This window comes from Polaribacter sejongensis (genome assembly GCF_038024065.1).
GTDB lineage: Bacteria > Bacteroidota > Bacteroidia > Flavobacteriales > Flavobacteriaceae > Polaribacter > Polaribacter sejongensis.
In genome coordinates this window covers 2,925,574-2,952,020 of record NZ_CP150667.1, presented here as the reverse complement: position 1 = coordinate 2,952,020, position 26,447 = coordinate 2,925,574, and the positions used below count along the sequence as shown (strand labels likewise).

The window sequence follows — 26,447 nt, the reverse complement described above, 5'->3', positions numbered from 1 at the left end:
TGTTAGAAAGTAAAATTATGAATACTTATTTAATAGTGAGAGTAATTATCGTTCTAAAAAGGTTTCAAAATGAATCTTCCTTTTTGAAAACTTTATAAAATTAAAGTGTTAATTGATTTCCCAGAAATTTCAATATCTTTTTCACCAATATTACCCTTTATCAACTTTAAATCAAAATCTTTATCAGTAACATACAATTGTTTTATAATGCTTTTAAAACTTAATTTAACAGCTTCTTCTTTTTGATTGACCACAACCACAACAATAGTGTTATCTATGTTTTTATACGCAGAAACCAAAACTCCCTTTTCTAAATTTTCAAGAGAATTTTTATCTTTATACTCTATTTTAATTCGTTTTGCTTCTGGTCTTATAAATCTAGAATAATTACCCAATCCCCATAATAATTTTGAGGATTCAAAAGTACCATCTTCCTTATTTTTATCGTGATAAATTAGTCCGTCTTTGTATTTATACGGAGTCATTGCCAACCACCATTGCCAAGAACTTGCATTTGCAATGGTTAAATCTGCATGAATTAATCTGGCCACATACAAAGCCGTTTTCATGTGTAATCCTTTCCCTCTGCCTCTAATTTCTGTATTGTTTTCTAGAATGCAATATTCTGTCATCCAATATTCTAAATTTGGGTATTTGATTAACTTTTCTTTGATTTCTTCTCTTTTTCTTTTTAATTTAGAAATATCCCAAGTGGTAAAATAACTATGTCCTGCAAATTTTGGCGAAACAGTTTCTAAATCTCCAATATACAATTCGCTTGAAGGGTTAAAAAAGACCTCAACTTGATTACTTCTATTTTCTTTTCCTTTTTTTATGGATGTTAAATAGTCTATTTGTCCTGCTTCTGATACTTCTAATTTTGTAGCTAAATGATGCTTTACAAAAACAGAATCTATAATTTTTGTAGCTGTTGATAATTCATCATTATTCCAAGGAGAACCTTCTTGTTTTCCGTTTTTCCAATCCCATTGTGGTTCATTAAACGGACTGATATAATTAAGATGAAGGTCTAAACTATCTTTAAAATGTGTGACTACATCTTTTAGAAAAATCGCATAATTTGCATAGTTATTCCTTTTTAAATTGGTTGATAATCCATCGTCAGAAAAAGCTCTATGATTCTTTGTAAATTGTACTGGCGGACTGTTTACAAAACCTATAAATGACGAAACACCTCTTGCTTTTGCCGCTTTTAAAAACCATTGTTGCCCCAATTGTCGGTTCCAATTATAAGAACCATCATCGTTTAAAAAACCTTCAGCTCTTCTCCATTCGTCTTTAATACTGCTTTCTTCTCCTTGTTGGGCGCTTCCTCCACCAATATTAAATCGCCAAGTTGTAAGACCAATTCCTTTAAAAGTTCCGTCTGCATTTTTTGCAGTACTGAATAATAAATCGGCCATGGCTTCCTTTTTTTCTAAAGGCCATTTCCCAACAAATTGAGCAGACCAAGCATCTGATGCTCCAAAATTATGTATGGTTTGGAATTCTACATCAGAATGAAGTTCTACATTAATTTGTCCAATTTTACTTTGCGAAAACAAAAAACCACCTAAAAATAAGAATATTACAACCGTTATCTTTTTCATGTTTTCTGTTTTATTTAAATTTATTCGGAATAAAACTAGCCTCATACTTCGGATTTAACTCTGTAGGAATTGGTGCATTAATTTCCGTTCTCCAACTCCTTAATTTTTGTAATAATTCTGCTGTTTTCTCTGGATGAACTTCTGCAAGGTTATTTCTTTCGCCAACATCCGTTTTTAGGTTATACAACTCCAGTCCATTATCTTCAAAATACTGATGCAATTTCCAGTCACCATCAATAATTACAGAACCTGGTCTTGTTCTAAAAAATGGATCTCTACCATCATCTGTTTTAAAATTATACGCTTGTAAATAAATAGGGAAATGAAAAAACAAACTTCTTTCTTCTATAGTTTTTCCTTTTAAAAGAGGTAAAATAGACGTTCCGTCTACTATTTTATTAGGTATTTCAACATTTAAAATATCCATAAAAGTCGGATAAAAATCGAGATTGGTAATCGGTGTTTTTGAAACCGTGTTTGGTTTTATAATTCCATCCCAAGAAATAATATAAGGGACTCTAATACCGCCCTCGTAATACGAACCTTTTCCGGCCCGTAACGGATCTTGATGAGAAATATCTCTAATTCCACCATTATCCGAAGTAAAAACTATAAGTGTATTTTTTAAATTTAGGGCTTCAATTTCATCTAAAATCAAACCAATATTTCTATCAACCGCTTCAATCATACCTGCATAAACTGCCTTATTTTGAAAAGAGTTCCCTCCTTTTTCTTTGTATTTTTCTTCTAAAGCATTTGTTGTTGATAAAGGTGTATGTACCGCATAATAGGGTAAATACAGGAAAAATGGCTTTTCTTTATTCTCTTTTATAAATGAAATGGCTTCTTGCGTTAATCTGTCCGTTAGGTTTTCACCTTTCTTATTATCATCAATATTTTTTACATTATACGGACTGAAAAATCCATCCTTTCCCGGGTTTCCATTATTTGCTCCTGCAACATTTACATCAAAACCTTGTGTTTTAGGATCGTCTCCCAAATGCCATTTCCCAAAAGTACCTGTTGTATATCCTGCTTTTTTCAGCATTTCTGCAATGGTAACATTATCGTCTGCTAAATCTTCTGTATTGGGAGTAGGAATTATTTTTCTCGTTTTTTCATGTCCTCTATCAGAATTACTAACCGTAAAAACACCATGTCTTGGTGTATTTTGTCCGCTAATTAAACAAGCTCTACTTGGTGCACAATTTGCCGCAGATGCATACCCATTGGTAAATAGCATACCGCTTTTTGCTAGTCTGGTAATATTCGGAGTTTCGTAAAACGTACTTCCGTAAGTTTCTGTATCCATCCAACCTAAATCATCCACATTAATATAAATGATGTTTGGTTTGCTTTCAGATTTCACCAAATTTTGTGTTGTGCAAGACAACAATCCACATAAAAGAACGACAACGAAGTACTTCATATTATCGTTTATTTTCTTTAGATAATACTTTTTTCATTTTGGCAGGATCTGAATACAATACTTCCTTATTTTCCATTAATCGTTGGTGAATATGATGCGTAACATCCATCCAATCTCTTGGTTCTCCCCAAAGTGGTTCCATCATTTGAGATTCCCAATTTTTTAAAGCCGTATCTAGTTGATAAAACTCTTCTTTATTAGAATTTTGAAGATCGTTCATTTCACCTAAATCATTTTCTACATTGTACAAAGTTGCTCCGTAATCTTGCAAACGCACCATTTTATAATCACCGATTCTTGCGCCTGCTTCTTCTAATTTTCTCCAAAATAAGTGAGCATGCGGATCTCCTGTTTTTTCTCCTTTTAAATATGGTAAAAGATTGACTCCATCTAAAATTAAATCTTCCTTTTTTGTAATATTTGCTGCCGCAATTGATGTTGTAAAAATATCTAAGGAAGAAGATAATCCGCTAAAAGTTTGACCTCCTTTAAATTGAGCCGGCCAACTTACCACAAACGGAACTCTATGTCCACCTTCAAATTTATTTCCTTTCCAACCTTTTAAAGGTCCTCCGGACGAAGTATTATTTGCTGCTCCACCATTATCACTTAAAAAATAAATAAGTGTGTTATCTGCAATACCTAACTCTTTTAATTTGGCCTGAAGTTTACCAACGTTTTCATCTAAAGACCAAGTCATAGCTGCCAAATATTGTCTTGGATGATTTTTATATTTTTCTAAATCTTCCTTTTTAGCTTCCATTGGCGTATGCACTGCATTGTAAGCTAAGTACATAAAAAAGGGATTATCTTTATTATCTTCGATATATTTTACAGATTGATCCCCTAAAACATCTGTTAAATACCCATCAAATTTTACACGTTTTCCATTATGCTGTAACATGATAGATTTTTTGGGATTTTCTATTTGAAAATAAGATCTACTTCCTACTTCAAAACCATAAAACTCATCAAAACCACGATTGTTAGGAAGGTCTGATTCTTCTTTACCTAAATGCCATTTTCCCAATGCCATGGTTTTGTATCCGTTTTCTTTAAACACATCTGCAATGGTTACCACATCGTCAGAAAGTCCAAGATCTCCAGAAGCTTTATCGCCTGTATCATTGGCTTCAAAACCAAAACGTTGTTGGTATTTTCCGGTGATTAAACCTGCCCTACTTGGTGCACAAACGGTAGCACTTACATGCGCATCCGCAAAAACAACACCACTTTTTGCGAGTTTATCGATGTTTGGTGTTTCTAAATCTTTACATCCCATAAAACCGAAATCTGCATAACCAGCATCATCAATTAAAATGACAATTACATTTGGTTTACTTTCCTTTTTTTCGGGATTATTCGTGTTACAAGACCATAAAATTCCGCAAAGTACTACGATATATAAATTCTTCATTTTAAAACTATTTTATTTCTTTTGAGATTTTTTTAGCTAAAACCTTATATCCATCTTTTGTAAGATGCACACCATCTCTAGAATATTTAAAACTGTTTTTCATTAGCTGATGTACATCTATTAGTTTTACATTTTCTTCTGCTGCAATTTCTTTTACCAACGGAATTACCCATTTATTTAACTGTTCTTTACGCTCAACAATATTTTCCTTTTCTAGATTTTTCTTTGCCCAAACAGGTAAAGGCGTTAACACAAAAATCTCTGCTTTGCTATTTTTCTTCTTATAAGCATTTATCAATTTAACATACTCACTTTTAAATTCTTCTTGCGGAGTACCCTTAAAATCTGTTTTTCTTGCAGAATCTAAACACCATTTAGGATTTGCATCGTTTGTACCAAACATAAGCAACACAATATCTGGTGTAAATTTCAGCGATTTCTTGTATTCATCTGTTTTATCATACGGAAAAAAAGTTCCGTCGATTAAAGTTGCACCACCTTTTCCAAAATTTTTAACTTCATAACTAGCTTCTAAATACTCTTGTAAAAATTTTGGATATTGTGCTTTAGTATTGCTATCTCCAATACAAGAAACTTGTTTTAACTCTCTAGAAATTGTTGGTTTCCCTTTTAAATAACCTAACTCTTTTAAGAAAACATCGGTGTCATACATTGTTAAATTGTAGTATTTATTTCCGAAACCATTTCTAAAAAAATCACCATTAAAAAAACCATGATCTACATTTTCTATAGCAACCAATTTACTGTCATTTCCTAATTCATTCATTTTTTCATTAAAACGAAAAGCATTTTCAAAAGGTACCGTTCTATCTTTTGTTCCATGAAACAATAACATAGGAGGCAGCTTTTTTTTCAATTGATCTACAGGTGAAATTTCAGTTTCTCTACCGACCATTTTTTTTGCTCCATAGCCTTTTTCTGTGGTGTCTAAAACAGGGTTATAAACAATAACTGCATTAGGTACTGAGCTCGCTAATAAATTCTCATTTGCATTTTCAAAACCATCAATCACCGCTGTAGAAACTGCTACATGACCTCCTGCAGAACCTCCACTTGCCACAATTTTATCTGGATTAATATTTAACTCTTTGGCATGTTCTCTTACCCAACGAATGGCAGATTTACCATCTTCTACACACTCAAAAGGAGTAGTTCCGTGTGCATTTTTCACTCTGTATTCCGCAGAAATTGCCAATATTCCTCTAGAAGCAAAATAGTCACTTTGCTGATAAAATTGCTTCGGATTTCCACCAACCCAACCACCTCCAAAAAAGAAGACAATTACAGCTGTTGGGGTTTTAATTTCTTTGGGTTGAAACACATGCAAATACAAACTATCTCCATCAATTACTTTGTACAATAATTTTTTATCTGGCTTTATATCTTGTGCTCCAATAGTAAAAATTGAACAGATAAATAATAAAAAAGTTACTGCTATATATTTTGATTTCATTTTATAAATTATTTAGTTTCAACTTCACTTCCCCACCAATCTTTATTAGGTTTCCAATCTGGTGAAAGCATTTGTTTACGTTGCTTTTCTAAACTAGGTAATCTTTTTGTTTTCTGATTACCTAACCAGATTTTACGAGAAGCTTTGTCCCATAAAGCATCTTTGGTTGCATAATGTGTTCCCATAGATTCTAACCAATCTAACAACTGCGTTTTCATCTGTGTTGCAATTTCTGGATTGCTTTCTGCAACATCTGTACGCTCGCCTAAATCGGCATCTAAATTGTACAATTCTGCATGGTTGTCTTCCCAATAATATATCAGTTTCCACTTTCCTTTTTTAATGATAGAACTTGGTTCTCCACCTTGATTTCCGTAATGTGGATAATGCCAATAAAGAGGTCTTTCATCAATATTTTCTCCTAATAAAAGTGGTTTTAAACTCACTCCATCTTTATGTGCTTCTGGTTTTAATGGCAAACCAGATAAATCTAATAATGTTGGAAATAAATCTACCCCTGACACCGGAACATTGATATTTACTCCACTTTGTTTTACCCAAGGAACATCAATAAAATATGGAATTCTAATTCCTCCTTCCCATTGGTATCCTTTACCTCCTCTTAAATTCAATTGATTGGTAGAAAAAGCATCTCCAGAGGTAACTCCTCCGTTATCCGAAGTAAAAACAACAATAGTATTTTTATCTAAATTCAACTCTTTTAAAGTTTTTATTACTGTACCAATAGCCTCATCAACTTGCTCAACTAAACCTGCATACACAGGATTGTCTTGGTATTTTCTAGCTGGTAAAACACGTTCCATTTCGAAACCTGTTTCATGAATTCCTATTTTTTCGGCTTTGTTTCTGTACTTTGACCACTTTTCTTTGGTTGTTTGTAATGGTCCATGAACCGCATAAAAAGAAAGGTATGCAAAAAAGTGACTATCCTTATTTTTAGTGATAAATTTACTTGTTTCACTTGCTAATTTCATTGATAAATTCAGTCCTTTTTCTTCTGGTAAATTTGGTAAATTAGCATTCTTATAAGGAGAAAAATAACCTCCACTTGGACCTCCTGCTTCGTTTCCTCCAATATTCACATCAAATCCATGATCTGTCGGTAACGATTTTTCTTCTTTACTCCCTAAGTGCCATTTTCCGGCAAAGAAGGTAGTATAACCTTGCTCTTTAAAAGCTTCTGCAATGGTTACCGAACTAGAGTCTAAATGATGTTTAAATTCTGGTGGTAATAATTTTGTGTAACGTTTACGCGTTTTCCAAGCTTCACCACTTAAATTATTTCCTTCAAACTGCGTAATTCCATGTCTTGCCGGTAATTGCCCTGTCATTAAACTTGCTCTAGATGGACTACAAACGGTACAAGCTGCATATCCGTTTGTAAAAACAGTCCCTGCTTTTGCTATTTTGTCGATGTTTGGCGTTTCGTAATATCTACTTCCCATTACGCTTACATCTGCATAACCCAAATCATCTACCAAAATAAATAAGACATTTGGTTTTCTAGGAATCGTGTTTGATGTTTCTTTAGCCACTTCTGGTTTAGAATTGCATCCTAAAAGCAAGCCTAATGCTGATAAGAGTAGTGTGTTCTTAATGTGTTTTATCATAATAATTTGTGTTTTGTTCAGTTTTCTATACTGATAATTTATTCGGCTGTTATTTCAAACCTCAACAAATAAGCAACTCCTTTTTTTTGAATCATTGCAATTCCCCAATTAGGCAATTCATCAAAACTATTAGTATCTGATAAACTTGGTCTAAACAACCCTGGCGCTTTTGGTACTTTCTTTAAATTTTGATAATGAGGTTTAAAATTAAGCCCATCTGAAGCAGTACTTATACTATGATTTATAGAAGATAAAGAAGAAATTCCTTCTTTCGTTTTCCAGACTAAAACCTCATGACTTTTGTCTAAAAGAGGTTTGGTTTGTTTTGCATAAGGTCCTTCTGGAGAATCAGCAATAGCAACGCTCATTCGTGTAAAATGTGCTCCTTTATTTCCGTAAACAAGAGATCTACCTTTGTAATACATCCATATTTTATCTTCTTTTACTAATAAACTAGCATCATCTATTCTGTAACTATCAAAATCTTCTGCAACATCACTAATGGTTAAAACAGGGTTATTTTTAACACGAACAAATGGTCCATCTGGAGTATTCGAAACTGCTAATCCTATTGCAGTAATATCATTTTTGGAATTATTTTCAAACTCTCCTTTTTTATTACCTGATGTTGGCTTTACACCTGTATAATACATATAATATTTTCCATGATATTCTAAAATATTAGGCGTAAAAACGGAATGATCATCAAACCCTACTTCTTCACCAATATCTAGTGCCATACCTTGCTCTTGCCAAGTATATCCTTTATCTTTAGAAGTAGCGTACCAAATAGTTGCCCAATATCCCGAAATTGTTGGACTCACCATTTTAGAATACCAAACATAATAGGTATCGCCAACTTTTACAACATCACTATTATCTCTTCTATTGTACAAAGAATCTTTACCAATACCGGTAATTTCTTGATACGTAAATTTAATGTTTTGAGAACTAGAAACTTTTTCAATACTTTCTTTTGTCTGTGGTTTCTCTTCACTTTTAGTTTTACAACTTGTTAAAAGAAGAAGGTTTATTACTATAAAAACAAATACACTTAATTTTTTTTTTAAATTTGAATGTGTCATTATTTATTATTAAAAAGCCTTTTTAATGTCTTCGGCTGTTACTCCAAACACCTTCTTTATAATTGGGTTTAAAGCATCAATACCTCCTTCTAAATGACACGTTAATTGTATATGTATTCCACTTTCTCCAGACTTTAAAGCCATTGCTGGTGAAGATGTTTCTAATTCATAAAAAGGACCTAATGGTTTTTCACCTGGACTTGGTTCTCCATCATTATAAGCATTAATTACATCGCCCGAAAAAGGTTCTTTTTGAATCTCCCACATAGAGTTTACATAGTCCGTTTCGTCTTTTGGTTTGTTGTATTTTAGAATGGTTAAAACACCATTTTCAGAATCGTAAGAACCTGCAACATCCTTAGCTCTCATTGGAGATAATCCTATTTTACTTCTGTACTGACCATCTCCACTAAAATAAATAATACCTTCTTTTACTACCAAACGATCTACTGGTACTTTACCAAAATAGGTATCGTTTACTGGAATACCTAATTCTGATTCTTCTCCAGAAATATAAGGGATCATAATCGTGGTATTAGGAGAGTGATTGTACATACCCAACATCCAAATAGAAAGTAATCCTGTTTCTTTTTTCCAATCAGAATCACCTAAATTAGTAAGCGTGTTTTTAGTTTGATAAGCTACCGTTTTAATGCTTTCGTCAAGCAAATCTAAACCCAACTCTTTTTGTAAATTTTCTTTTGATAATATTGAAATTTCACGCTCAATTCCTAAATCAAACTGAAAACCACCATAGTTTTTTAACGATGCTTCTTTGGTGAGAATTACCTTATTTGAAGTTTTGTTCTTCACATCAAAAGGTTCTAAATCAATCAATCTTGGAGTAAACCAATCATCTAAAATAAACTCATCTCCTTTATTAAAAAAGATTGAATACTGTCCGCCTTCTGGTCCTAACCAAAAACGTTCTTCTCCTCCGTATACATTTATATGTTCTTGAATTTCTTCTGACTCAAATAATTTTTTATTAATCCAACCATAACTTCTTCCGCTTTCTCCAAAAGCACTACTCGTCATTACCCTACCTTGTAAAGCTGCAGAAATAGCTACTTTAGAATCTCCTGAAGCATTAGAAAGTTGAATTAAATCGATATAACTTTCCATGAAAGAAACATCATCTGCATACGTTGTCATATTTTTATTTAGTTTGTTTATTGAACCTTTTAAAAGCGTCTTTTTTACAGCTTCAGTTTTCTTTTTAGGAGAACAGGATGCAATACATAAAATCATGCATCCTATAACTCCAATTTTACGGTATCTATATGATTTTTTATGTTTCATAGTTAGTCTATTAAAAAATTACTCTGCATACAACACTTCATCCCAATTATCTGTTCTAAAAGGAAGTGCCGGTAACCCTTCTTTATTATAAAGAGTTCCATTGGCATTGTTAGACCAGTTATATCTTACCGCAACAGGTTTTGATACTTTGGGTGAGCTCAATATCATTTTGTTTCCTTCTTGTTTTACATTTGCCTTGTGAAACGTTTTGTTTTCCCCAGAAATATAAAATGCCGAAATTTTACCCATTGCAGCACCAACAGAATGTAGTTTAGATCCTAAGGTCTCAAAATTTAGCACTAATTTTTGCCCTTCTGTTTTGTACGATTTTAAAGTAGGTCCTGAATAAATAACATCATTTTTACCATACGTTTTATGTAAGGAAACTAAACTTAATCTGCGCCCTACTTCTTTTTTTTCTGGCGGATGAATATCATAAATAGCACCAATATCTTGCGTGCCTGCAACACCCGTATTTGGTAACTCTAAGGCTTCTAATTGCGCTTCTACAATTTGTGCTACTCCATATTTATCTGGATAATTATAAGGTGCTATTTGCACGAAATAAAAAGGGAAATCACCAATATTCCATTGTGCTCTCCAACTTGTTATCATATTAGGAAAAAGCGTTTTGTATTCTTTCCAGTTTGATACATTCGACTCTCCTTGATACCAAATTGCACCTTTTATTTTATAATTGATAATAGGCGAAATCATACCATTATACAAATTAGAGAATCTTTTTTGACCTCCGTTTTCTAAAGCTGCTTTTTCTACACCTTCTATTGGCGTCCAAGGTTCTACTTTGGTTCCACCCCACGCAGACTGAATTAAACCAACTGGTATTTTTAAATTATCTACTAACTGCTTTCCATAAAAATAACCAACTGCAGAAAATTTTAAAACCGTTTCTGGAGTGCATTCTACCCATTCCCCTTCACAATCTTCTAAGGGCGTATTCGATTTTTTCTTCTTTACTAAAAACATACGAATACTTGGATATGTTGCTTTTTGAGATTCTTCCCAGAAATTTACAATCGGTTTTTGATGATTCTGAAAACCCAATTGTCTTTCCATATTCGATTGCCCAGAACACAACCAAACTTCTCCGAATAAAACATTATTGATGGTTAGTTTTGTTGAACCAGTTATTTTCAACTTTCCTGTTTTAGCTGCTTTAGGTGTGCTTACTAATACTTGCCATTTTCCTTCTTTATTCGTTGTTGTTTTTACTGATTTTGTCCAAGATGGATTCACAACAATACTTTGCCCTGGTGCATCCCAACCCCATATTTTTACATCAGCAGATTGTTGTAAAAGCATATTATCAGACAAAATAGAAGGTAATTTAGTCTGCGCATTTAGTGTTTCAAATCCTACAAGTAGGATAAAAAAAAGTAGTAGTTTGCTTATTACTTGTTTCATTATAATTATTTTATAAAATCAGTATTATTTAAAATTAATTTTAAACACATGAGAGCTACTACCAAAACCTTCTTTTACTTGTACACCTGTTGCTAAATAAAGGTAAGCTGGTACACCATTTATTATCAATACTTGTGCACGCTCTAAATGCCCATCTTTTTTACCTCTGTATGCTGTTCCTTTTTCTAAGGTTTCTTTACCTAAATAATGTGCTAAATCTTCATAACCTCTTTTAGCGTTTTCTTTAGGAAAAATAAATCCATCTGCTGATCTCCATAAAATACCACCACCACTATTTCCGAATGTGCTTCCAAAATCACGACTTATCATAAACACAGAATCGTTTGCGGTATAAGCAAATGCATCTTCTAACGCCATGTTCGGAGGCGTTACTTTTTTGGGTTGAATAACATAAGGTCCTTCTAATTTATCTGCTACTGCAACTCCGTATGTATATGCTCCTCCTCTTTTTTCCCTAGGAATAACCGATTTATGATACAACATATATTTGCCTTTAAACTTTATTAACGACGGATTAGAAACCCCTAATATTGCCTTATAATTCCATATTGTTGAATCTTTGGGTTTTCTTAAAATTGTTCCGTCTGCTTCTGCTCCTTTTGCGGGTTTCCAGGTGTCATTAAGATCATCTGCTACATACATTACAATACGTTGTGTTTTTAATTTATTGTTTTCATTTACAATAAAATTTAGCACATATTTACCATCAATATAATTAACTGTTGGATTGTGTGGTGAATTAAATAACCCATCTTTATCTGCTACCGCAACACCAACATATTTAAAAGGACCTTCTGGACTATCACTAACATAATGCCCTATTTCACAATCTTTAAACCAGCCACTAAAATCTTTTTGAGTATCCATAGACCATTGTGCTGCAAACAAATGCACTTTACCCTCTTTGTCTATTACAGGAGAAGAACCCCAAACATGCATGCCTTTATGCTCTGCAGCAACACCTATATATTCTAATTTCATTTTATTTGAATACGTATTCTGAGGTGTTTTAGGTGTTATAATTTTACTCTTACAGCTAAAATTTAAACTTATTAACAATGCAATTATTGCAAACTTATGTATATTCATGTTCTTTTATTTTTAATGTTTGATTTTATTATGTTTTCTAATATCAATTTTACTATCATTAGTAATTTTTTCCCTGTCCTAGTTCTATAATCGTCTACATATTTTTCAAATAAGTTTATTAACTTAGCTAACTTTTCTGGGTGTTTTTTTAATCTTTATCAAACCCGTCTAAATCTACTTTTTTGGTTCCTTTTAGTGCTTTTGAAGCGTCTTTTTGAATTACATTAGCATGATGTTGCTCTTTTTTAGTTTCTATTTTAAAAGACCAAGCATAGGTAGTTTTACCTAAGTTTTTTGGAGGCGTAATAAAAAGTCCTTTTGAAGTCATTTTATATTTAACTTCTGCATCACTCCCCAATAAGGAAACTGCTTTTACATCTCTTTTTTTCCACCCTTTAGTTCCTTCAATTACAAATGATTTTAAAGGTTTAGTTGTTTTAATTGCAAATAAATTTTTTCCGTTTGTTGTAAAAGATAAGTTTTCGTTGTCTTGATGTGTTATTTTCCAATAACGAGAATCATAAATAGCTTCTCCATTTATTTTTAACCAAGCACCCATTGCTTTTAAACGTTCTACTTGCCATGCAGGAATGGTTCCATCTGCTTTTGGTCCAATATTTATTAAAAAGTTTCCATTACGACTAATAATTTCTACCATTTCGTGAATAACCTCTTCTACCGATTTCTTTTTATGTGGATAATTTGGGTCTTCTTCTGCTGCTAAATATCCAAATGAAGTACCAAAAGTGGTACAACTTTGCCATTTTGGACCGATTACTTTTAATCTTAAATTGTCTTTCTCTAAAGCACCAACACCATCTGGCCAGTTTCTATTTCCTCCTTTGTTGTTCAAATACACTTCTTGACCATGTGCAGCTCCATTATTCATAAAATCAGTAATCATTAATCGTAACTGATCATAATAATATTGAATTTCTGGTTTAAACTGTCCTTTAGCAGCATTGTTTCCATCTCTTGTAAAAATTGGAATATCATCAATCCATAAAAAATCTGGTTGGTATTTATCTTGAATTTCTTTCCAACGTGCAACATAATCATCTACAAACTCTTTGCTATAAGTAAAAGGTCCGTAAAGTAATTTTGCTTTTGGCATGCGTTTTATTTCTTCTACAATATCTGCTCTTGGATCAGCATTAACCACATATTTTTTTGTTGCAAAAAAACCAGTATGTCTTTCTCTGTGATACGAAGGCGCATATTTTAAACCTTTTTCTCTAACCGCTTTTCCTAAATCTCCAACAATATCTCTTTTTGGCCCCATATCTACAGAATTCCATGGCGTTAAATCAGAATCCCAATTTGCCCAACCATCATGATGTTCTGCTGTTAACACTACATATTTTGCACCTACTTCTGCAAATAGTTCAGCCCATTCTTCTGGATTCCAGTTTTCTGCTTTAAATTCTGGAATAATATCTTTATATCCAAATTCTGGTGGATTTGCTCCCCAACGCTCTTTCATATACGGATAATAATAGGCTGGATCTTCGTATAAAATCTTTGGTCCATGTTCTGCATAACCTCTATCTCCTTTTCTATGACCAATAACAGAATAAGGTCCCCAATGGATAAAAATTCCTATTTTACCATCATCAAACCAAGCAGGAACTTCCATTTTCTGAAGAGATTCCCAGCTTCCATCATATTTGTCTTTTGTTTCTTGTGCATACGAGTTTCCATTTAAAAGAAACAGCCAACACATAATTAACATCAGCTTAAAAACTTTTTTTGTAATCATGTTTTTATTTTTTTAGTTTATTACTCCTTAATGTTTATAATTTTTGCCCATTTAAAAAAACCATTGTTGTAATCACCATCACAAGCTTCTAAAAGCATTTTTTTTAATGAATTATATTTTTCTGGATGTTCTATTGATAGATCATTTTCTTCTTTAAAATCTTCTGGTAAATAATATAAATTAAAGGCTTTTTTATTATAATAATATCTAATTTTCCATCCATCATTTGTAATTAACGTTGGTCCTATAAAGGAAGAAAACACTACATAATCATGTTCAGCTTTAGATTTTTTTCCTAATAATTCATCATAAAAAGAAACTCCATCTACTTTTAATTCTTTAGAAAAACCAGTAATTTCTGCAACCGTTGGTAAAATATCATAACCCGCAACCAAGCGTTTACTGACACTTTTTGCTGCTATTTTATTAGGCCATCTTACAACTAACGGAACATTAATACCGCCTTGTAAATTACTTCGCTTAATCCCCGCTCTTCCTCCATTTCCGTCAAAAACATCACCTGCTAATTCACTATAATATTTTCTATCATAATCATCAAAACGCTGTTTTGTATATCTATTGGTGTATTTTTTATCTATTCGTCCTTCTTTTGCATAATAAATTTCATGTCCGTTGTCCGCAGAAAAAATTACGATGGTATTGTCGTCTAATCCATTTTTTTTCAGCTCTTCCATAATTTCACCGACATTATCATCCAATAACTTCACCATAGAAGCATACTCTTTTTCTATCTGAGTTAATCTACTGTCGTTTATATAATCGTCATGAACTTTAGGTATAGAAACTGGTCCGTGTGGTAATTGTGTAGGGAAATACAAGAAAAATGGTTTGTCTTTATTTTTTCTAATAAATGTGGTAATACTATCCATAAAAATATCTTGCGAGTAGGTTTTTTTACCTGTCATATCCCATCGCTCTTTATACGCTTCTGGAGTTTCTGGTTCTATAGATTTTGCACAGTTTAATAGCGTATTACCTGTAATTTTTATCAGGCCTTGATTTCCGAATAAATAAGGAGGATAAAATCCGTGTGCTCTTACATGGTCTAAATAACCAAAATAATGATCCCAGCCATGTCTGTTCATTTGCTGATGTGTAGCTGCAAATCCCCATTCTAATTTTCCGTATTGCGCTGTAACATAGCCTGCTTTTTGAGCAACTTCTCCTAAAAATAAATCTTCTTCTGGAATAGGGGTTAGAATCTTATTGATTTTAGCTTCAATTTCTTCTGGAGAGAAATTTTCTTGTCCTGCTTTTTTATAAATTCCACCTTTAGATATTTCAAAAGCTGTTGCGTGTGTATCTGTTTTACCGCTAATTAAAGAAGCTCTAGAAGGTGCACAAAGCATGCTAGAATACGAATTTTTAAAACGCATTCCTTCATAAGCTAATTGATCTATGTGAGGCGTTTTTATAATTTTTTGCCCTTCATGACCTAACATTCCAATACCTAAATCATCTGCATAAATAAGAATGATATTCGGTTTACTTTTTTGCTCTTGTTTTTTATCACAGGAAAAGAAAATAACAACTAGTAATACTATTAATTTAAAGGAACCATAGCTATTTTTCATCTTTTTTTTAAAATTTTGGTTGATATACTTGATTCTCTTCTGTTTCAATTTCAATAACTTGGTATTTGTACTGAACTTTACAAATTCCGCCTGCTTTAGAGAATATTTTAACAGCGGTTAACTTTCCTGATTCCCATGTAATATCTACATCAAATCCTCCTCTTGCAGACAATCCTTTTACAGATCCACTTGCCCAACTTTTAGGAACTGCTGGTAATAAATTAATAACTCCAGACTGACTTTGCATTAGCATTTCTGCGATTCCGGCAGTTGCTCCAAAATTCGCATCAATTTGAAAAGGTGGGTGTAAGCCAAATAAATTTGGACTGATATTTTTTGACATCAATTTATGTAAACTAACCTCACTATTTTCTCCGTCACCTAATCGTGCATATTGGTTGATTAACCAAGCAGAACTCCAACCCGTATGTCCACCACCATGCTGAATTCTAACATCTAACGATTTTCTTGCTGCTTTGGCTAATTCTGGTGTGTTATTTATATCAATTTGATATCCTGGATGCAAAGCAAAAAGGTGAGAAATATGTCTGTGTCCTGGTTCTTTTTCTTTAAACTCTTCGTCCCATTCCATCAATCTACCATCAGAACCAATTTTTGGCCCAGTCAGTTGTTTTTGTGCGCTTTTTACTTGTTGTAAAAATTCATCATTTTCACCTAAAGCAGTAGCTGCATCAATATAATTTTTAAACAATTGCCAAATAACTTGTTGATCATGTGCAGGTCCCATACAAATTTGAGTTTTACTACCGTCTGGTGCAAAAAAGGTGTTTTCTGGAGACACTGAAGGTCCGGAAACCAATTCTCCATTTTTAGGATTCGGTATTAACCAATCCATATAAAACTGCGTAGAACCTTTAAGAACTGGGAATTCTTTTTTCAAGAATTCTTTATCTAACGTAAAGTAATAATGTTCCATAATATGTGTTGCTAACCAAGCACCACCACCAACATGCATTCCCCAACTAGATTTTTCTCCTGGAGAAGTATAACCCCAAACATTGGTTATAGGATGCACCACCCAACCTCTAGCGTCATAATGCACTTTTGCTGTTTTTCCACCTGGCTTTTGTATAGAACTCATTAAATCGAAAAGTGGTAAATGCATTTCTCCTAAATTAGCCGTTTCTGCCAACCAATAATTCATCTGTACATTTACATCTGTATGGTAATCTCCGTTCCAAGGTAATTGTACTTTGTTTCCCCAAATTCCTTGTAAATTAGCAGGTAAAGATCCTGGTCTAGAAGATGAAATTAACAAGTATCTACCGTATTGAAACATCAATTCTACCAAATGTAAATCTGATTGTTTTTGTTTAAAATTCTCAACTCTTACATCTGTAGGAATTGTATCTAATTCTTTTGTTAATTTTAAATTTACTCTACTATAATATTTTTGATAATCTTTTACATGACGATTTAAAAGCTCGTTATACGCTAAGTCTTTTCCTTTCTGTAAATACGTTTCTGTTAAGTTTTCAAAATCTCTTCCTTTGTACGTTGGATATTCTAAAACATAGTCTGTTGATGCCGTTAAATATAAAGTTACCTCATCTGCATTTTTAACTACTAAAGTTGAATCGCTATAGTTTACTTCTCCATTTTTATTAGAAGCTGATAAGCGCGCCATGTATTTTAAACCATCTCCATCTTTACCATCAGAAAGTGCTCCTTGCATGATTAATTGATCAGCTTTAGAAGATACTTGATATCTTTCTGGTCTAGTTAATGAACTTGTAAAAGAAATTTTACCAGGTTTATTCGCTGTAAATTTAATTGCCATTACTTGATCTGGGTGACTTACAAATATTTCTCTTTTGTACTCTACACCATCTTGTGTATAGCTCACATTAACCGTTGCGTTTTCTAAATCTAATTCTCTATGATAATTTTGATACTCGCTTTGTGAATCAAAATCAATCCATAAATCCCCCAACGTTTGAAAACTACCAAAAGGTACATTGGCACCTTTACCAAAACCAGAACCTGCTCCTTTAGCAATCTGTGTTTTTTTAGTTAACTCCGTAGCTTCTTTATATTTTCCGGCAAACAAGAATCTGCGAATTTCTGCTTGTGCAGGCAATGCTTCTGGGTTGTCATTATCATCTACACTACCAGACCACATGCTTTCTTCATTTAACTGAATACGTTCTTTATTGACGCCTCCAAAAACCATAGCTCCTAAAGATCCATTTCCTAAAGGAAGTGATTTTAACCATTCTGGATCATCTTTTGTTGGTTTGGTAAAATCTTTAACCGTTGCATCTGCAGGTTGATTATACCACAATTTAAGTGATGATGCTTCTTCTACTTTTTTATCACAATTACTTAAAAGCAACAAAAAACAAAAGCTTAGACAGACGTACAGAATATCTTTATTCATATATTTTAGGTTATTCATTTTTTTCATAGTTGATTCGTTTTTCTTATAATTTCTTTATTTCTTTTCTAAAGTATAAATGATTGGTTCAATAGTGCCATCTTCTCTAAAAGTCATTTTATCGAAACAAGTAGACCTTCTATGATAAGAACCTTCATTTACATCACCTCGGTGATAAAAGAAATACCATTCATTTTTAAACTCAATAACCGATGCATGATTTGGTGCATTAGGTGCATCTGGTGCTAATTCTCCTTTTAAAGTAGCAAATTGTGGTAATGGCGAATCTGCCATCCAATACTTTGTAACCTTACCAACTCTAGCATGAAAATAATAGGTATCATTTCTTTTAAAAACATGCACCGCTTCATTTACAGGTTCTTTACTCAGTTGCACCCAAGGTCCATCTAATTCAATCATATTATCTTTTAGCTTTGCGCCCATAATATGTCGTCCAGGTGCTCCAATATCTACTTTACCGTCATTTCCATAAATATAAGCTTGTCCATCATCATCTACAAAAACAGTAGGATCGAAAATGGTTGTAATTTTATCCGACACCGCTTCTTCCCAAGGACCTATTGGAGTGCGGCTTTTTGCAACACCAATATCCGTTTTGTTGTATGGGAAATAAAAATAATACCAGCCGTTTTTATAAGCAACATCTGGCGCATTCATTTGCCCATGAGCCCAACTATATTCACGTGGTTTCAATACAACACCGTGATTAATCCATGTTTTTAAATCTGATGATTCTAAAACCGCATAATCTTGCATAGTACTATAGCCTACCGCATTCTCTACATCTCTAGAAGTATATACATAAACTTTATCATTAAAAACCTCTGCAGCTGGATCTGCAGCGTAAATAAAGCCAGTGTCTTTTTTATGTAAAATTGGGTTTTGAGCAATAGAAATATTGCTTATTAGTGATAATAAAAAAATTAAACAGCTTATTTTTTTCATGATTCTATTTAGTTAATTATCTTTTCAATTTGTTTCCAGCCTTCCATTCCTTCATTGGTTTGGATTGCTCCGTTGGTACTTCTACCGTCTAAAATTAATTTTTTAAGCGCAGCTTTTAACTCAGCAGCTTTTTCCGGATTGCTAGCAATTAAGTTTGTAGTTTCTCCGATATCATTTTTAAGATTAAACAACTGCATTGCTGGTAAATCTAATTGCTGCTTTTTTATATCGTTTGCTCTCGGATAGCTCCATCCACCAGAACCTGGTGTTGTACATAATTTCCAATCGCCATGTTTTATCGAAAAATCTCCGTCTATAGAATGGTACACAATATATTCTCTTATTTCATTTTCGTTTTTTCCTTCTAAAAGAGACAACATACTGTAACTATCTTCTCCTTCCGAATCTTTCATTTTATAACCCGCAATTTCTGCACAGGTTGCAAAAAAGTCTGTAGTACCAATTGTTTTATCTGTACTACTATTTTTTGAAGCTTGATTTGGCCATTCAACAATAAAAGGTACGCGATGTCCGCCTTCATAAATATCAGATTTCATTCCTCTAAACACATAACTAGGATCGTGATCAAATGCTTCTAATTCTTTAAAATTTGCTTTTGGAGAACAGCCATTATCACTGGTAAAAACCAACAATGTATTTTCTGAAATCCCTAAATCTTTTAATTTTTTTCTAATTTGACCTACTACATCATCTACTTGCATTACAAAATCTCCATACAAGTTGGTATTACTTTTTCCAACAAATTCTGCTGGAGGTAAAATAGGTGTATGGGGTGCTGGTAAAGGCAGATATAAAAAGAAAGGTTCCTCACCTTTCGCTTTTTCATCAATATACGTAATTGCTCTATCTGTTAAATCTTGTAAAACTGTTTCGTGTACAAAATCATCTGACGTTGGCCCTCTTCTCCAAGTTCCTTTTGCATCTTTATTAACAGTCATTTTTGTAGGCACCATTGTTGGCATGTCATTTTCTACATACACATAAGGAGGCATGTCTAAAGAACCACAAAATCCGAAGGAATAATCAAAACCATGTGTAGATGGCCCATTTGTAATGGGTGCTGTATAATTTACATCCTGAATTGTATGCAAATTATTTATATTATCTTTTACTTCGCTATTAAAAGCCCAATCCCAACCCATGTGCCATTTACCAATAAATGCAGTAGTATAACCTTGTGTTTTTAACATATCTGCAACAGTAACACGATTTGGCGTTATTAACGATTTTGAATACCCACCAATTACGCTACTTTTTAAGCGACTTCTCCAATTATAACGCCCTGTTAAAATACCGTATCTAGTTGGTGTACAAACCGCAGAAGAAGTATGCGCATCTGTAAACATTACACCGTTAGACGCCATATCATCTAAGTGAACCGTTGGTATTTTACTTTCTGGATTAAAACTTTTTACATCTCCATACCCTAAATCATCTGCCAAAATGTAAATGATATTAGGCTTTTTAGCAACTACATTTCCTTCTTCTTTTTTTACTTTAGAAGAACTACAAGCGGAAAAAATTAATATCGAAACTACTAATAATTGATAGCTATATTTACTCATTTTATCTATAATTTTATTTTTTATTTTCTCTTTTTTTAATTGCTAATGCTCTTGTTTCTAAAGGAAACTCTGCATTTTCTGTTCTTACATTTTTTAATATTGAAAGCATTTCCTTTAACTTCTCTGGTTCTTGTTTTGCCAGATTATTCTGTTCGCCAAGGTCTGTTGACAAATTGTATAATTCTGGTTCTTTTTCTAACAACCAAACTAATTTCCAATCTCCTTGTCTGATAGCTTGAATTGGTCCTTGACGCTCGTTAAACTCCCAATATAAATATTCGTGTTCTTTTTGATCTTTTCTTTTCCCTAACAATTCTGGTGCAAAAGAAATCCCGTTGATGTCTTTATTTTCTGGTGTAACACCTGCAATATCGCAAACTGTTGGTAAGAAATCCCAAAAAGCAGAAATGTGTTCACTTTTAGTTGATGGAGCAACTTTACCAGGATATCTCGCAATTAAAGGAACTCTAATTCCGCCTTCATACAACTCGCGTTTACCACCTCTTAAATCTCCATTACTGTTAAAAAATTTGTCTCTTTTTTCAAATTCTGGGCCATTATCACTAGAAAAGAAAACAATGGTATTATCATCAATTCCTAATTCTTTTAACTTGTCTAATAATCGTCCAATATCTCTATCCATTCGAGAAACCATACCTGCATAACTAGTATTTCCTTCGGGGTCATTTTTGTAATGCCCTGTTGTATTCATTTTACGTTTTGGCCATCCTAAGTCTAGATATTGTTTTTTAGAATCTTCTGGAACTGTAATTTCTAAATGTGGTAATGTTAATGCCATATAAAGAAAAAACGGATTGTCTTTTTCTCTTTCAATATAACTTAGTGCTTCGTTTGCAAATATATCGTGTGTATATTTTCCTTGTTTTAATAAAGGCTTGTTTCCTTCCAAAACATAAGGATCATTATTCAAATAAAGCGTGTCTGCATAATAATGATGCGCTTGTGCATGTTTTTTGTATCCTAAGAAATAATCGAACCCATGTTCTGATGGAAAATTACCATTGGTATTTCCTTCGGATAAACCCCATTTACCTAAAATAGCCGTTTTATACCCTACTTTTTTAAGCTCGTTGGCAACTGTTTTTTCATGTCTTTTTAAATTGACAGGTTCCCCACTATTGGTCCAAACTGGATTTCCTCTTACTGTTGCATGTCCTTGATCATAACCCGTTAACAAACTTGCTCGAGATGGCATGCACACTGTAGAACCCGAGTAATGATTAGTAAAAATCATTCCCTCAGCCGCCATTTTATCTAAATTTGGTGTTTTAATTTTAGTCTGACCGTAAGGTCCGATATCTGCATAACCCAAATCATCAGCTAAAATATAAATGATATTCGGCTTTTTTGCTACTTCCTTATTTTCAGTTATAGAAGCCGTTTTATTTTCTTTTACGGTTTTACAACTTGTAAAAGAAACGGCAGCAATTGCAATTATCAATAGAAACTTTACCCTATTTTTCATTCTAAAATTTATTTATATAAAATTCGTTTTTAAGCATTATTAAAGATTACCAACTTGGTAATATTAAAACTTGTTCTGGCACAGGTTTTACGTTGGCTGTAGAATTTGCATCTCCATACCAATACATTCCCAATGTGTATTGCATGTCACAATCTACCCAACTCCACACTTCCATATCTAGTTTTAAAGAACTACTAAAAGGCATTCCGTCTAAAGCTCTCGTTCTTGTTTCTGTGCTATAGCCTTGAGTGTTTCTTTCGTTGGTAGTTTTTCTGTTGAACTTGTTGTACACATTGCTACGAGGTTGTGCATGAAATGGATGTTCATAGAAATCTGTACTGATTCCTCCCCATGAATACGCATAATAATCTTCGGTTCCGGTACCAAAAATAGATGGAAACTTTTCTCCATCTACATAAATTTTTTCATCTCCTTCTCCCCACCATTTTTTAACCGGATTCATTACCGTAAGTGCATCTCCTACATAAACTCCTCTACCTTTTATGGTGATGTAATTCCAATCTGAAAAAGGACGTGTTGCTACAGGATATTGCTGACGAAAACCTGCATGGAAATACATAGAGTTCTCATCCCATTGCCAAGTTTCTACTTTGGTTTTTAGCTTAAAATCGATAGCTGTTGTACCCAAATTAAGAATGGTAATTTTTGCTTCTTTTTGATAGGGCATTACCCATCTACTAGACAACGTACCATCTTCTGCTACTGTTCTGTACCAACCTTTAAAAGGATGTAAACCAACTCCTGTTCCGAAAAAATCGCCAATTGGCGACCAAACTGTTTCTTTTCCATCAAAATTTATTTTGATAACAACCCCACGTGTAACTGTAGAATCTTGATAACTTTTTAATTTTAAAGCAAGGTTTTTTATAGCAGCTGTTCCTTTTTGAAGCTCAAAAACTTTTTCTTCATTTGGTTTTAGTTGATGAAAATCTGTAGCGTTTTCAAACTCATTTTTATTTTCTGATTGCAAAAGTGTTGTTGCAACTTCTTCTATTGCTGATTTTGCTTGTTGATAATCTTCTAATGTAAACGTTTTTATAGCTGTTTCAGCAGGGTATTCTCTGTAGGTAAATTGATAGAAAAAAGGACGTTCTGTAACTGTAATTTTACAACTCTTTGCATACGGAATTGGGAAAAAAGAAACTGCAGAACGCAATGATTTATGCGCTAACGGAAAAGGAATTAATCCGTCTCCGTTTAATAAATCTAACATATTTCCTTCTAAGGCTGGAGTGTCTGAACCGTCTAAATAAAATTTAATAATACTGTTTGTGCTTGGTTTTTGAGCATTTTTAAAAGGCATCCAAGTACGCACTATTGCGCCAGCACCTTTGTGATCCATTAGTACCCATTCTTTTTGTCCGTTTATTTCTTCAACACGAATAAAATTATGGTCTTTGTTATTGTTATTATGATCTTTATTGTTGAACCATCCAACAGAATCTGTAGGATTTACAGAAGCTCTATTATAACTACTTTCTTGTTTTAATCTAAAATTAGTTTCTGGAAACTGAGCAATATGCTCTCTACTTACCATTTCATTTAACAACGACTGAATAGTAATTTTTTGGTCTACTTTTTTACAGGAAAAGACACTTATCAAAAAAATAAGGGGTATGATTTCACCTATAAGCGATCGTTTCATTTTGCTAGTTTTATATTCAAGTTTTCTAGAGTGGTTATTTCTAGAACTAAATTCAAATATAAAAATATTAGATTCTAATGTTGGAGACTATTGTTGCATCAAATAACTACAAATGTTGCATTTTGGTAAATTGTAGTGATTACAAGAGGTTACAAGACACTTTTGTCTAATTCACTTAAGGTTTAAACAAATAGTAAACACTTCTAATTTATGATTACAAAAAGTTACTAGAATTTTATTCTGACCTTTTAAAAGGTATATTTTCAAAACAAAAGAGGCAAAATTAATAACATTTTTAGTCGTTAATTTCGCCTCTTTTTAGACTATATCTTAATAGCTTTTCTGAAACTTTTTAGCTATTTATTTTAGGTTTTATTGAATAATAATTTTCTTTGTACTTGTTCCTAAATCAGATTTTATCTTAATAATATATAATCCATTAGACAATTCACTCACATTTATTCTAGACTTTAAACCAGTAACTTTTTTAACTTGCTGCCCCATGGTATTGTAAAAAGTTAATGCTACATTATTTTGAGCAAACTCTTCTGAATACTTTATGTTTAAGATTCCGTTATCTACAATTGTTGGGTATACTAAAACTTTAGCATCAACCTCAGCATCTCCTACCGCTAAATTTGCACCTTGCTCATACACTTCCTGTGTGTATGCTACAGGCGAAACATGGTCTCTATACATTTCTCCAGAAATACTTAATGTTACAGGATATCTTACTGACATTAATGAGTATACTTCGCTATCTGGTTGCCAAGTAAATACTGCGTAACGCTCTATAAAATCTGTTTCATCTAATTTATTAAGATACGATTCTAAACCATCGCTAGCTGCTTGGTTTGTAGTTGGCTTATTAGAAACCCAAGTTGCACCATAATTAAATTCTTTAATCCAAATTGGACGTTGCCATTTATCATAAATCTTTTTTAACCAATTGTAAAAATTGGCTGGTGTTGTTTTTTTATAATAATGAACCACCATATAATCTACACGTAACCCTGCTGCTTCCGCCTTGGTCATAAACTCATTTCGCCAAGTTTCTCCTCTTGCACCATCTGTATTTGCAGGAGAACCTAAACGTAAACCAGAAGCTAATAAAAGCTCATATTTTTCAATAGCTTTATCAGTAGTCATATTAGATTGATCATCATTATCTGGCTCGTTAAAAGCCATGTGATGTGAAATATCCATTCTTTTCCCAAGGCTTATAGGTTTATCAATAGAGCCTCCGCCCCATTGGTTTGGTACAAACTCTGCATCTCCAATTGCTTCACCATCATTACCCCAGTTGTAATGCCAAGAAGTATTTAATGCTGCAACAACAGCATCTCCTTTAGCGCCCATTCCTTTTTTAAGTACATCTTTCCATGGAGAAACACGAATAAAAGAAGCCGTTTTTTGTAATACTGCCGGAAGATTAATTCTTAAATTATTGTCTTGAGCAACATATACTTTACTTACTCCAGTACCATTTACATCTTCAGCAAAAGTTACCATATAGCCTTTATCTAATGTAAAAGAAACCGCCCAATTGTCGTAATCTCCTAAAGTACCATTATAATAACCACAATACATTTGATGCTCTGTACCAGAAAAATCATATTCAGAATAAATTTTAAGTACAGGATCATTTACTCTAGTTGCTTCAAAAGCAACTTCTGCTGCTTGTAAATCTGCCAAAGCAGCATCTAATGTTGCAGAAGTAGCTTCACAGTTTGCAAGTGCTATATTAGCGTTGGTTATTGCTGTTTGAAAAGCATCTACCCCAGATTGAGAGTATTGATTATACTTTTCACCTACAACTGCAGTAGAAATTAAAGTTTCTGCAGCACCTACAGTTCCTTGTAAAAGTATGCGGTTTTCACTGGCATTAAGTATGGCAATATTATCGAAATAGAATTGCCCATTGTTTGCATACATATACAATAATTGAATATCTATTTTAGCAATGTCTTCTGCTTCTTCTAAAAAAGGAGCTCCTTCATAAACCAATTCTCCTTTATTATAAAGATTTACTTTTTTAGTTGTAAAATTAATTTGAGCAGAAATACTGTAATCTGTATCCTTATTTAAGGTTACTACAGGTGTTCCATCTGCAAAACCACCTGGAACTCCATTTTCCATTACAGTTGCAATTTTAATGGATGCCGTACCTTTACCTACTGATATACTTGTAAGATGTTTACCTGTTGATGAAACTAAATGAACCTGCCCATTTACAGAGTTACGCGAAGCATTTACATCAAAAGAAAAAGCAGCATTACTTGTTACAGGAGTAAGTGTTCTGTATGCAGATGGCATTGTTGTACTATGTTCAAACTTTAGTTTACCATTAGCAACTGTAACGCTTCCTGAAGTATTGTATTCTGTCCATTCGGTTGGTAATGCACCTGCAGTATCAAAAGTATCATTTATAACACTTCCACAAGGATCTGTTTGTGCAAATCCATAGAAACTAAATAAAATGACTATAAATTTTAGTAAATTTTTCAT

The 26,447-nt window shown here is 33.0% G+C and carries 17 protein-coding genes; all 17 read right to left on the bottom strand.

The genetic code is table 11. The annotated features are described in order from the left end of the window. Window positions 1-92 precede the first annotated feature (92 nt). The gene (locus WHD08_RS12290) at window positions 93-1,610 is read right to left on the bottom strand and encodes a glycoside hydrolase (RefSeq protein ID WP_208890621.1); all 1,518 of its coding nucleotides are present in this window, start codon (window positions 1,608-1,610) and stop codon (window positions 93-95) included. A 10-nt stretch (window positions 1,611-1,620) separates the two neighbouring features. Continuing rightward, a complete protein-coding gene (locus WHD08_RS12285; protein WP_208890622.1) occupies window positions 1,621-3,039 on the bottom strand; it encodes a sulfatase in 1,419 nt (472 codons plus the stop codon). Between the two features lies 1 nt (window position 3,040). After that, window positions 3,041-4,456, bottom strand: a complete 1,416-nt coding sequence (locus WHD08_RS12280; RefSeq protein ID WP_208890623.1) for a sulfatase-like hydrolase/transferase — start codon at window positions 4,454-4,456, stop codon at window positions 3,041-3,043. Window positions 4,457-4,463: 7 nt separating this feature from the next. Further along, window positions 4,464-5,930 (bottom strand): GDSL-type esterase/lipase family protein, encoded by a 1,467-nt coding sequence (locus WHD08_RS12275; protein WP_208890624.1) that lies wholly within the window; start codon window positions 5,928-5,930, stop codon window positions 4,464-4,466. A gap of 8 nt (window positions 5,931-5,938) precedes the next feature. Further along, window positions 5,939-7,561 (bottom strand): sulfatase, encoded by a 1,623-nt coding sequence (locus WHD08_RS12270; RefSeq protein ID WP_208890625.1) that lies wholly within the window; start codon window positions 7,559-7,561, stop codon window positions 5,939-5,941. Between the two features lie 38 nt (window positions 7,562-7,599). Further along, window positions 7,600-8,646 (bottom strand): family 43 glycosylhydrolase, encoded by a 1,047-nt coding sequence (locus WHD08_RS12265; RefSeq protein WP_208890626.1) that lies wholly within the window; start codon window positions 8,644-8,646, stop codon window positions 7,600-7,602. Between the two features lie 9 nt (window positions 8,647-8,655). Beyond that, window positions 8,656-9,948: a DUF6786 family protein gene (locus tag WHD08_RS12260; RefSeq protein ID WP_208890627.1), complete on the bottom strand. Its 1,293-nt coding sequence runs from the start codon at window positions 9,946-9,948 to the stop codon at window positions 8,656-8,658. Window positions 9,949-9,966: 18 nt separating this feature from the next. Continuing rightward, entirely contained in the window at window positions 9,967-11,373 is a 1,407-nt protein-coding gene (locus WHD08_RS12255; protein WP_208890628.1) for a sialate O-acetylesterase, read from the bottom strand. Window positions 11,374-11,397: 24 nt separating this feature from the next. Further along, entirely contained in the window at window positions 11,398-12,483 is a 1,086-nt protein-coding gene (locus WHD08_RS12250; RefSeq protein ID WP_165731304.1) for a glycoside hydrolase family protein, read from the bottom strand. Window positions 12,484-12,631: 148 nt separating this feature from the next. After that, a complete protein-coding gene (locus tag WHD08_RS12245) occupies window positions 12,632-14,242 on the bottom strand; it encodes an alpha-L-fucosidase (RefSeq protein WP_165731306.1) in 1,611 nt (536 codons plus the stop codon). 20 nt (window positions 14,243-14,262) lie between these two features. Next, on the bottom strand, window positions 14,263-15,837 hold the full coding sequence (locus WHD08_RS12240) for an arylsulfatase (RefSeq protein ID WP_208890629.1): 1,575 nt from the start codon (window positions 15,835-15,837) through the stop codon (window positions 14,263-14,265). Window positions 15,838-15,844: 7 nt separating this feature from the next. Beyond that, window positions 15,845-18,265, bottom strand: a complete 2,421-nt coding sequence (locus WHD08_RS12235; RefSeq protein ID WP_208890630.1) for a glycoside hydrolase family 95 protein — start codon at window positions 18,263-18,265, stop codon at window positions 15,845-15,847. A gap of 27 nt (window positions 18,266-18,292) precedes the next feature. Next, on the bottom strand, window positions 18,293-19,201 hold the full coding sequence (locus WHD08_RS12230) for a family 43 glycosylhydrolase (RefSeq protein WP_208890631.1): 909 nt from the start codon (window positions 19,199-19,201) through the stop codon (window positions 18,293-18,295). 8 nt (window positions 19,202-19,209) lie between these two features. Beyond that, window positions 19,210-20,787 (bottom strand): sulfatase family protein, encoded by a 1,578-nt coding sequence (locus WHD08_RS12225; protein WP_205860204.1) that lies wholly within the window; start codon window positions 20,785-20,787, stop codon window positions 19,210-19,212. Window positions 20,788-20,800: 13 nt separating this feature from the next. Continuing rightward, window positions 20,801-22,273: an arylsulfatase gene (locus WHD08_RS12220; protein ID WP_165731309.1), complete on the bottom strand. Its 1,473-nt coding sequence runs from the start codon at window positions 22,271-22,273 to the stop codon at window positions 20,801-20,803. A gap of 46 nt (window positions 22,274-22,319) precedes the next feature. Next, window positions 22,320-23,939 (bottom strand): glycoside hydrolase family 172 protein, encoded by a 1,620-nt coding sequence (locus tag WHD08_RS12215; RefSeq protein WP_208890632.1) that lies wholly within the window; start codon window positions 23,937-23,939, stop codon window positions 22,320-22,322. A gap of 372 nt (window positions 23,940-24,311) precedes the next feature. After that, window positions 24,312-26,447: a glycosyl hydrolase gene (locus WHD08_RS12210; protein WP_165731310.1), complete on the bottom strand. Its 2,136-nt coding sequence runs from the start codon at window positions 26,445-26,447 to the stop codon at window positions 24,312-24,314.

Excerpts from the sequence above, each read along its gene's own strand:
- WHD08_RS12290 (WP_208890621.1), bottom strand. The coding sequence starts at position 1,610 with ATGAAAAAGATAACGGTTGTAATATTCTTATTTTTAGGTGGTTTTTTG.
- WHD08_RS12235 (WP_208890630.1), bottom strand. The coding sequence starts at position 18,265 with ATGAAAAAAATGAATAACCTAAAATATATGAATAAAGATATTCTGTAC.
- WHD08_RS12250 (WP_165731304.1), bottom strand. The coding sequence starts at position 12,483 with ATGAATATACATAAGTTTGCAATAATTGCATTGTTAATAAGTTTAAAT.
- WHD08_RS12270 (WP_208890625.1), bottom strand. The coding sequence starts at position 7,561 with ATGATAAAACACATTAAGAACACACTACTCTTATCAGCATTAGGCTTG.
- WHD08_RS12220 (WP_165731309.1), bottom strand. The coding sequence starts at position 22,273 with ATGAAAAATAGGGTAAAGTTTCTATTGATAATTGCAATTGCTGCCGTT.
- WHD08_RS12260 (WP_208890627.1), bottom strand. The coding sequence starts at position 9,948 with ATGAAACATAAAAAATCATATAGATACCGTAAAATTGGAGTTATAGGA.
- WHD08_RS12215 (WP_208890632.1), bottom strand. The coding sequence starts at position 23,939 with ATGAAACGATCGCTTATAGGTGAAATCATACCCCTTATTTTTTTGATA.
- WHD08_RS12275 (WP_208890624.1), bottom strand. The coding sequence starts at position 5,930 with ATGAAATCAAAATATATAGCAGTAACTTTTTTATTATTTATCTGTTCA.
- WHD08_RS12225 (WP_205860204.1), bottom strand. The coding sequence starts at position 20,787 with ATGAGTAAATATAGCTATCAATTATTAGTAGTTTCGATATTAATTTTT.
- WHD08_RS12245 (WP_165731306.1), bottom strand. The coding sequence starts at position 14,242 with ATGATTACAAAAAAAGTTTTTAAGCTGATGTTAATTATGTGTTGGCTG.
- WHD08_RS12265 (WP_208890626.1), bottom strand. The coding sequence starts at position 8,646 with ATGACACATTCAAATTTAAAAAAAAAATTAAGTGTATTTGTTTTTATA.
- WHD08_RS12285 (WP_208890622.1), bottom strand. The coding sequence starts at position 3,039 with ATGAAGTACTTCGTTGTCGTTCTTTTATGTGGATTGTTGTCTTGCACA.
- WHD08_RS12240 (WP_208890629.1), bottom strand. The coding sequence starts at position 15,837 with ATGAAAAATAGCTATGGTTCCTTTAAATTAATAGTATTACTAGTTGTT.
- WHD08_RS12280 (WP_208890623.1), bottom strand. The coding sequence starts at position 4,456 with ATGAAGAATTTATATATCGTAGTACTTTGCGGAATTTTATGGTCTTGT.
- WHD08_RS12255 (WP_208890628.1), bottom strand. The coding sequence starts at position 11,373 with ATGAAACAAGTAATAAGCAAACTACTACTTTTTTTTATCCTACTTGTA.
- WHD08_RS12230 (WP_208890631.1), bottom strand. The coding sequence starts at position 19,201 with ATGAAAAAAATAAGCTGTTTAATTTTTTTATTATCACTAATAAGCAAT.
- WHD08_RS12210 (WP_165731310.1), bottom strand. The coding sequence starts at position 26,447 with ATGAAAAATTTACTAAAATTTATAGTCATTTTATTTAGTTTCTATGGA.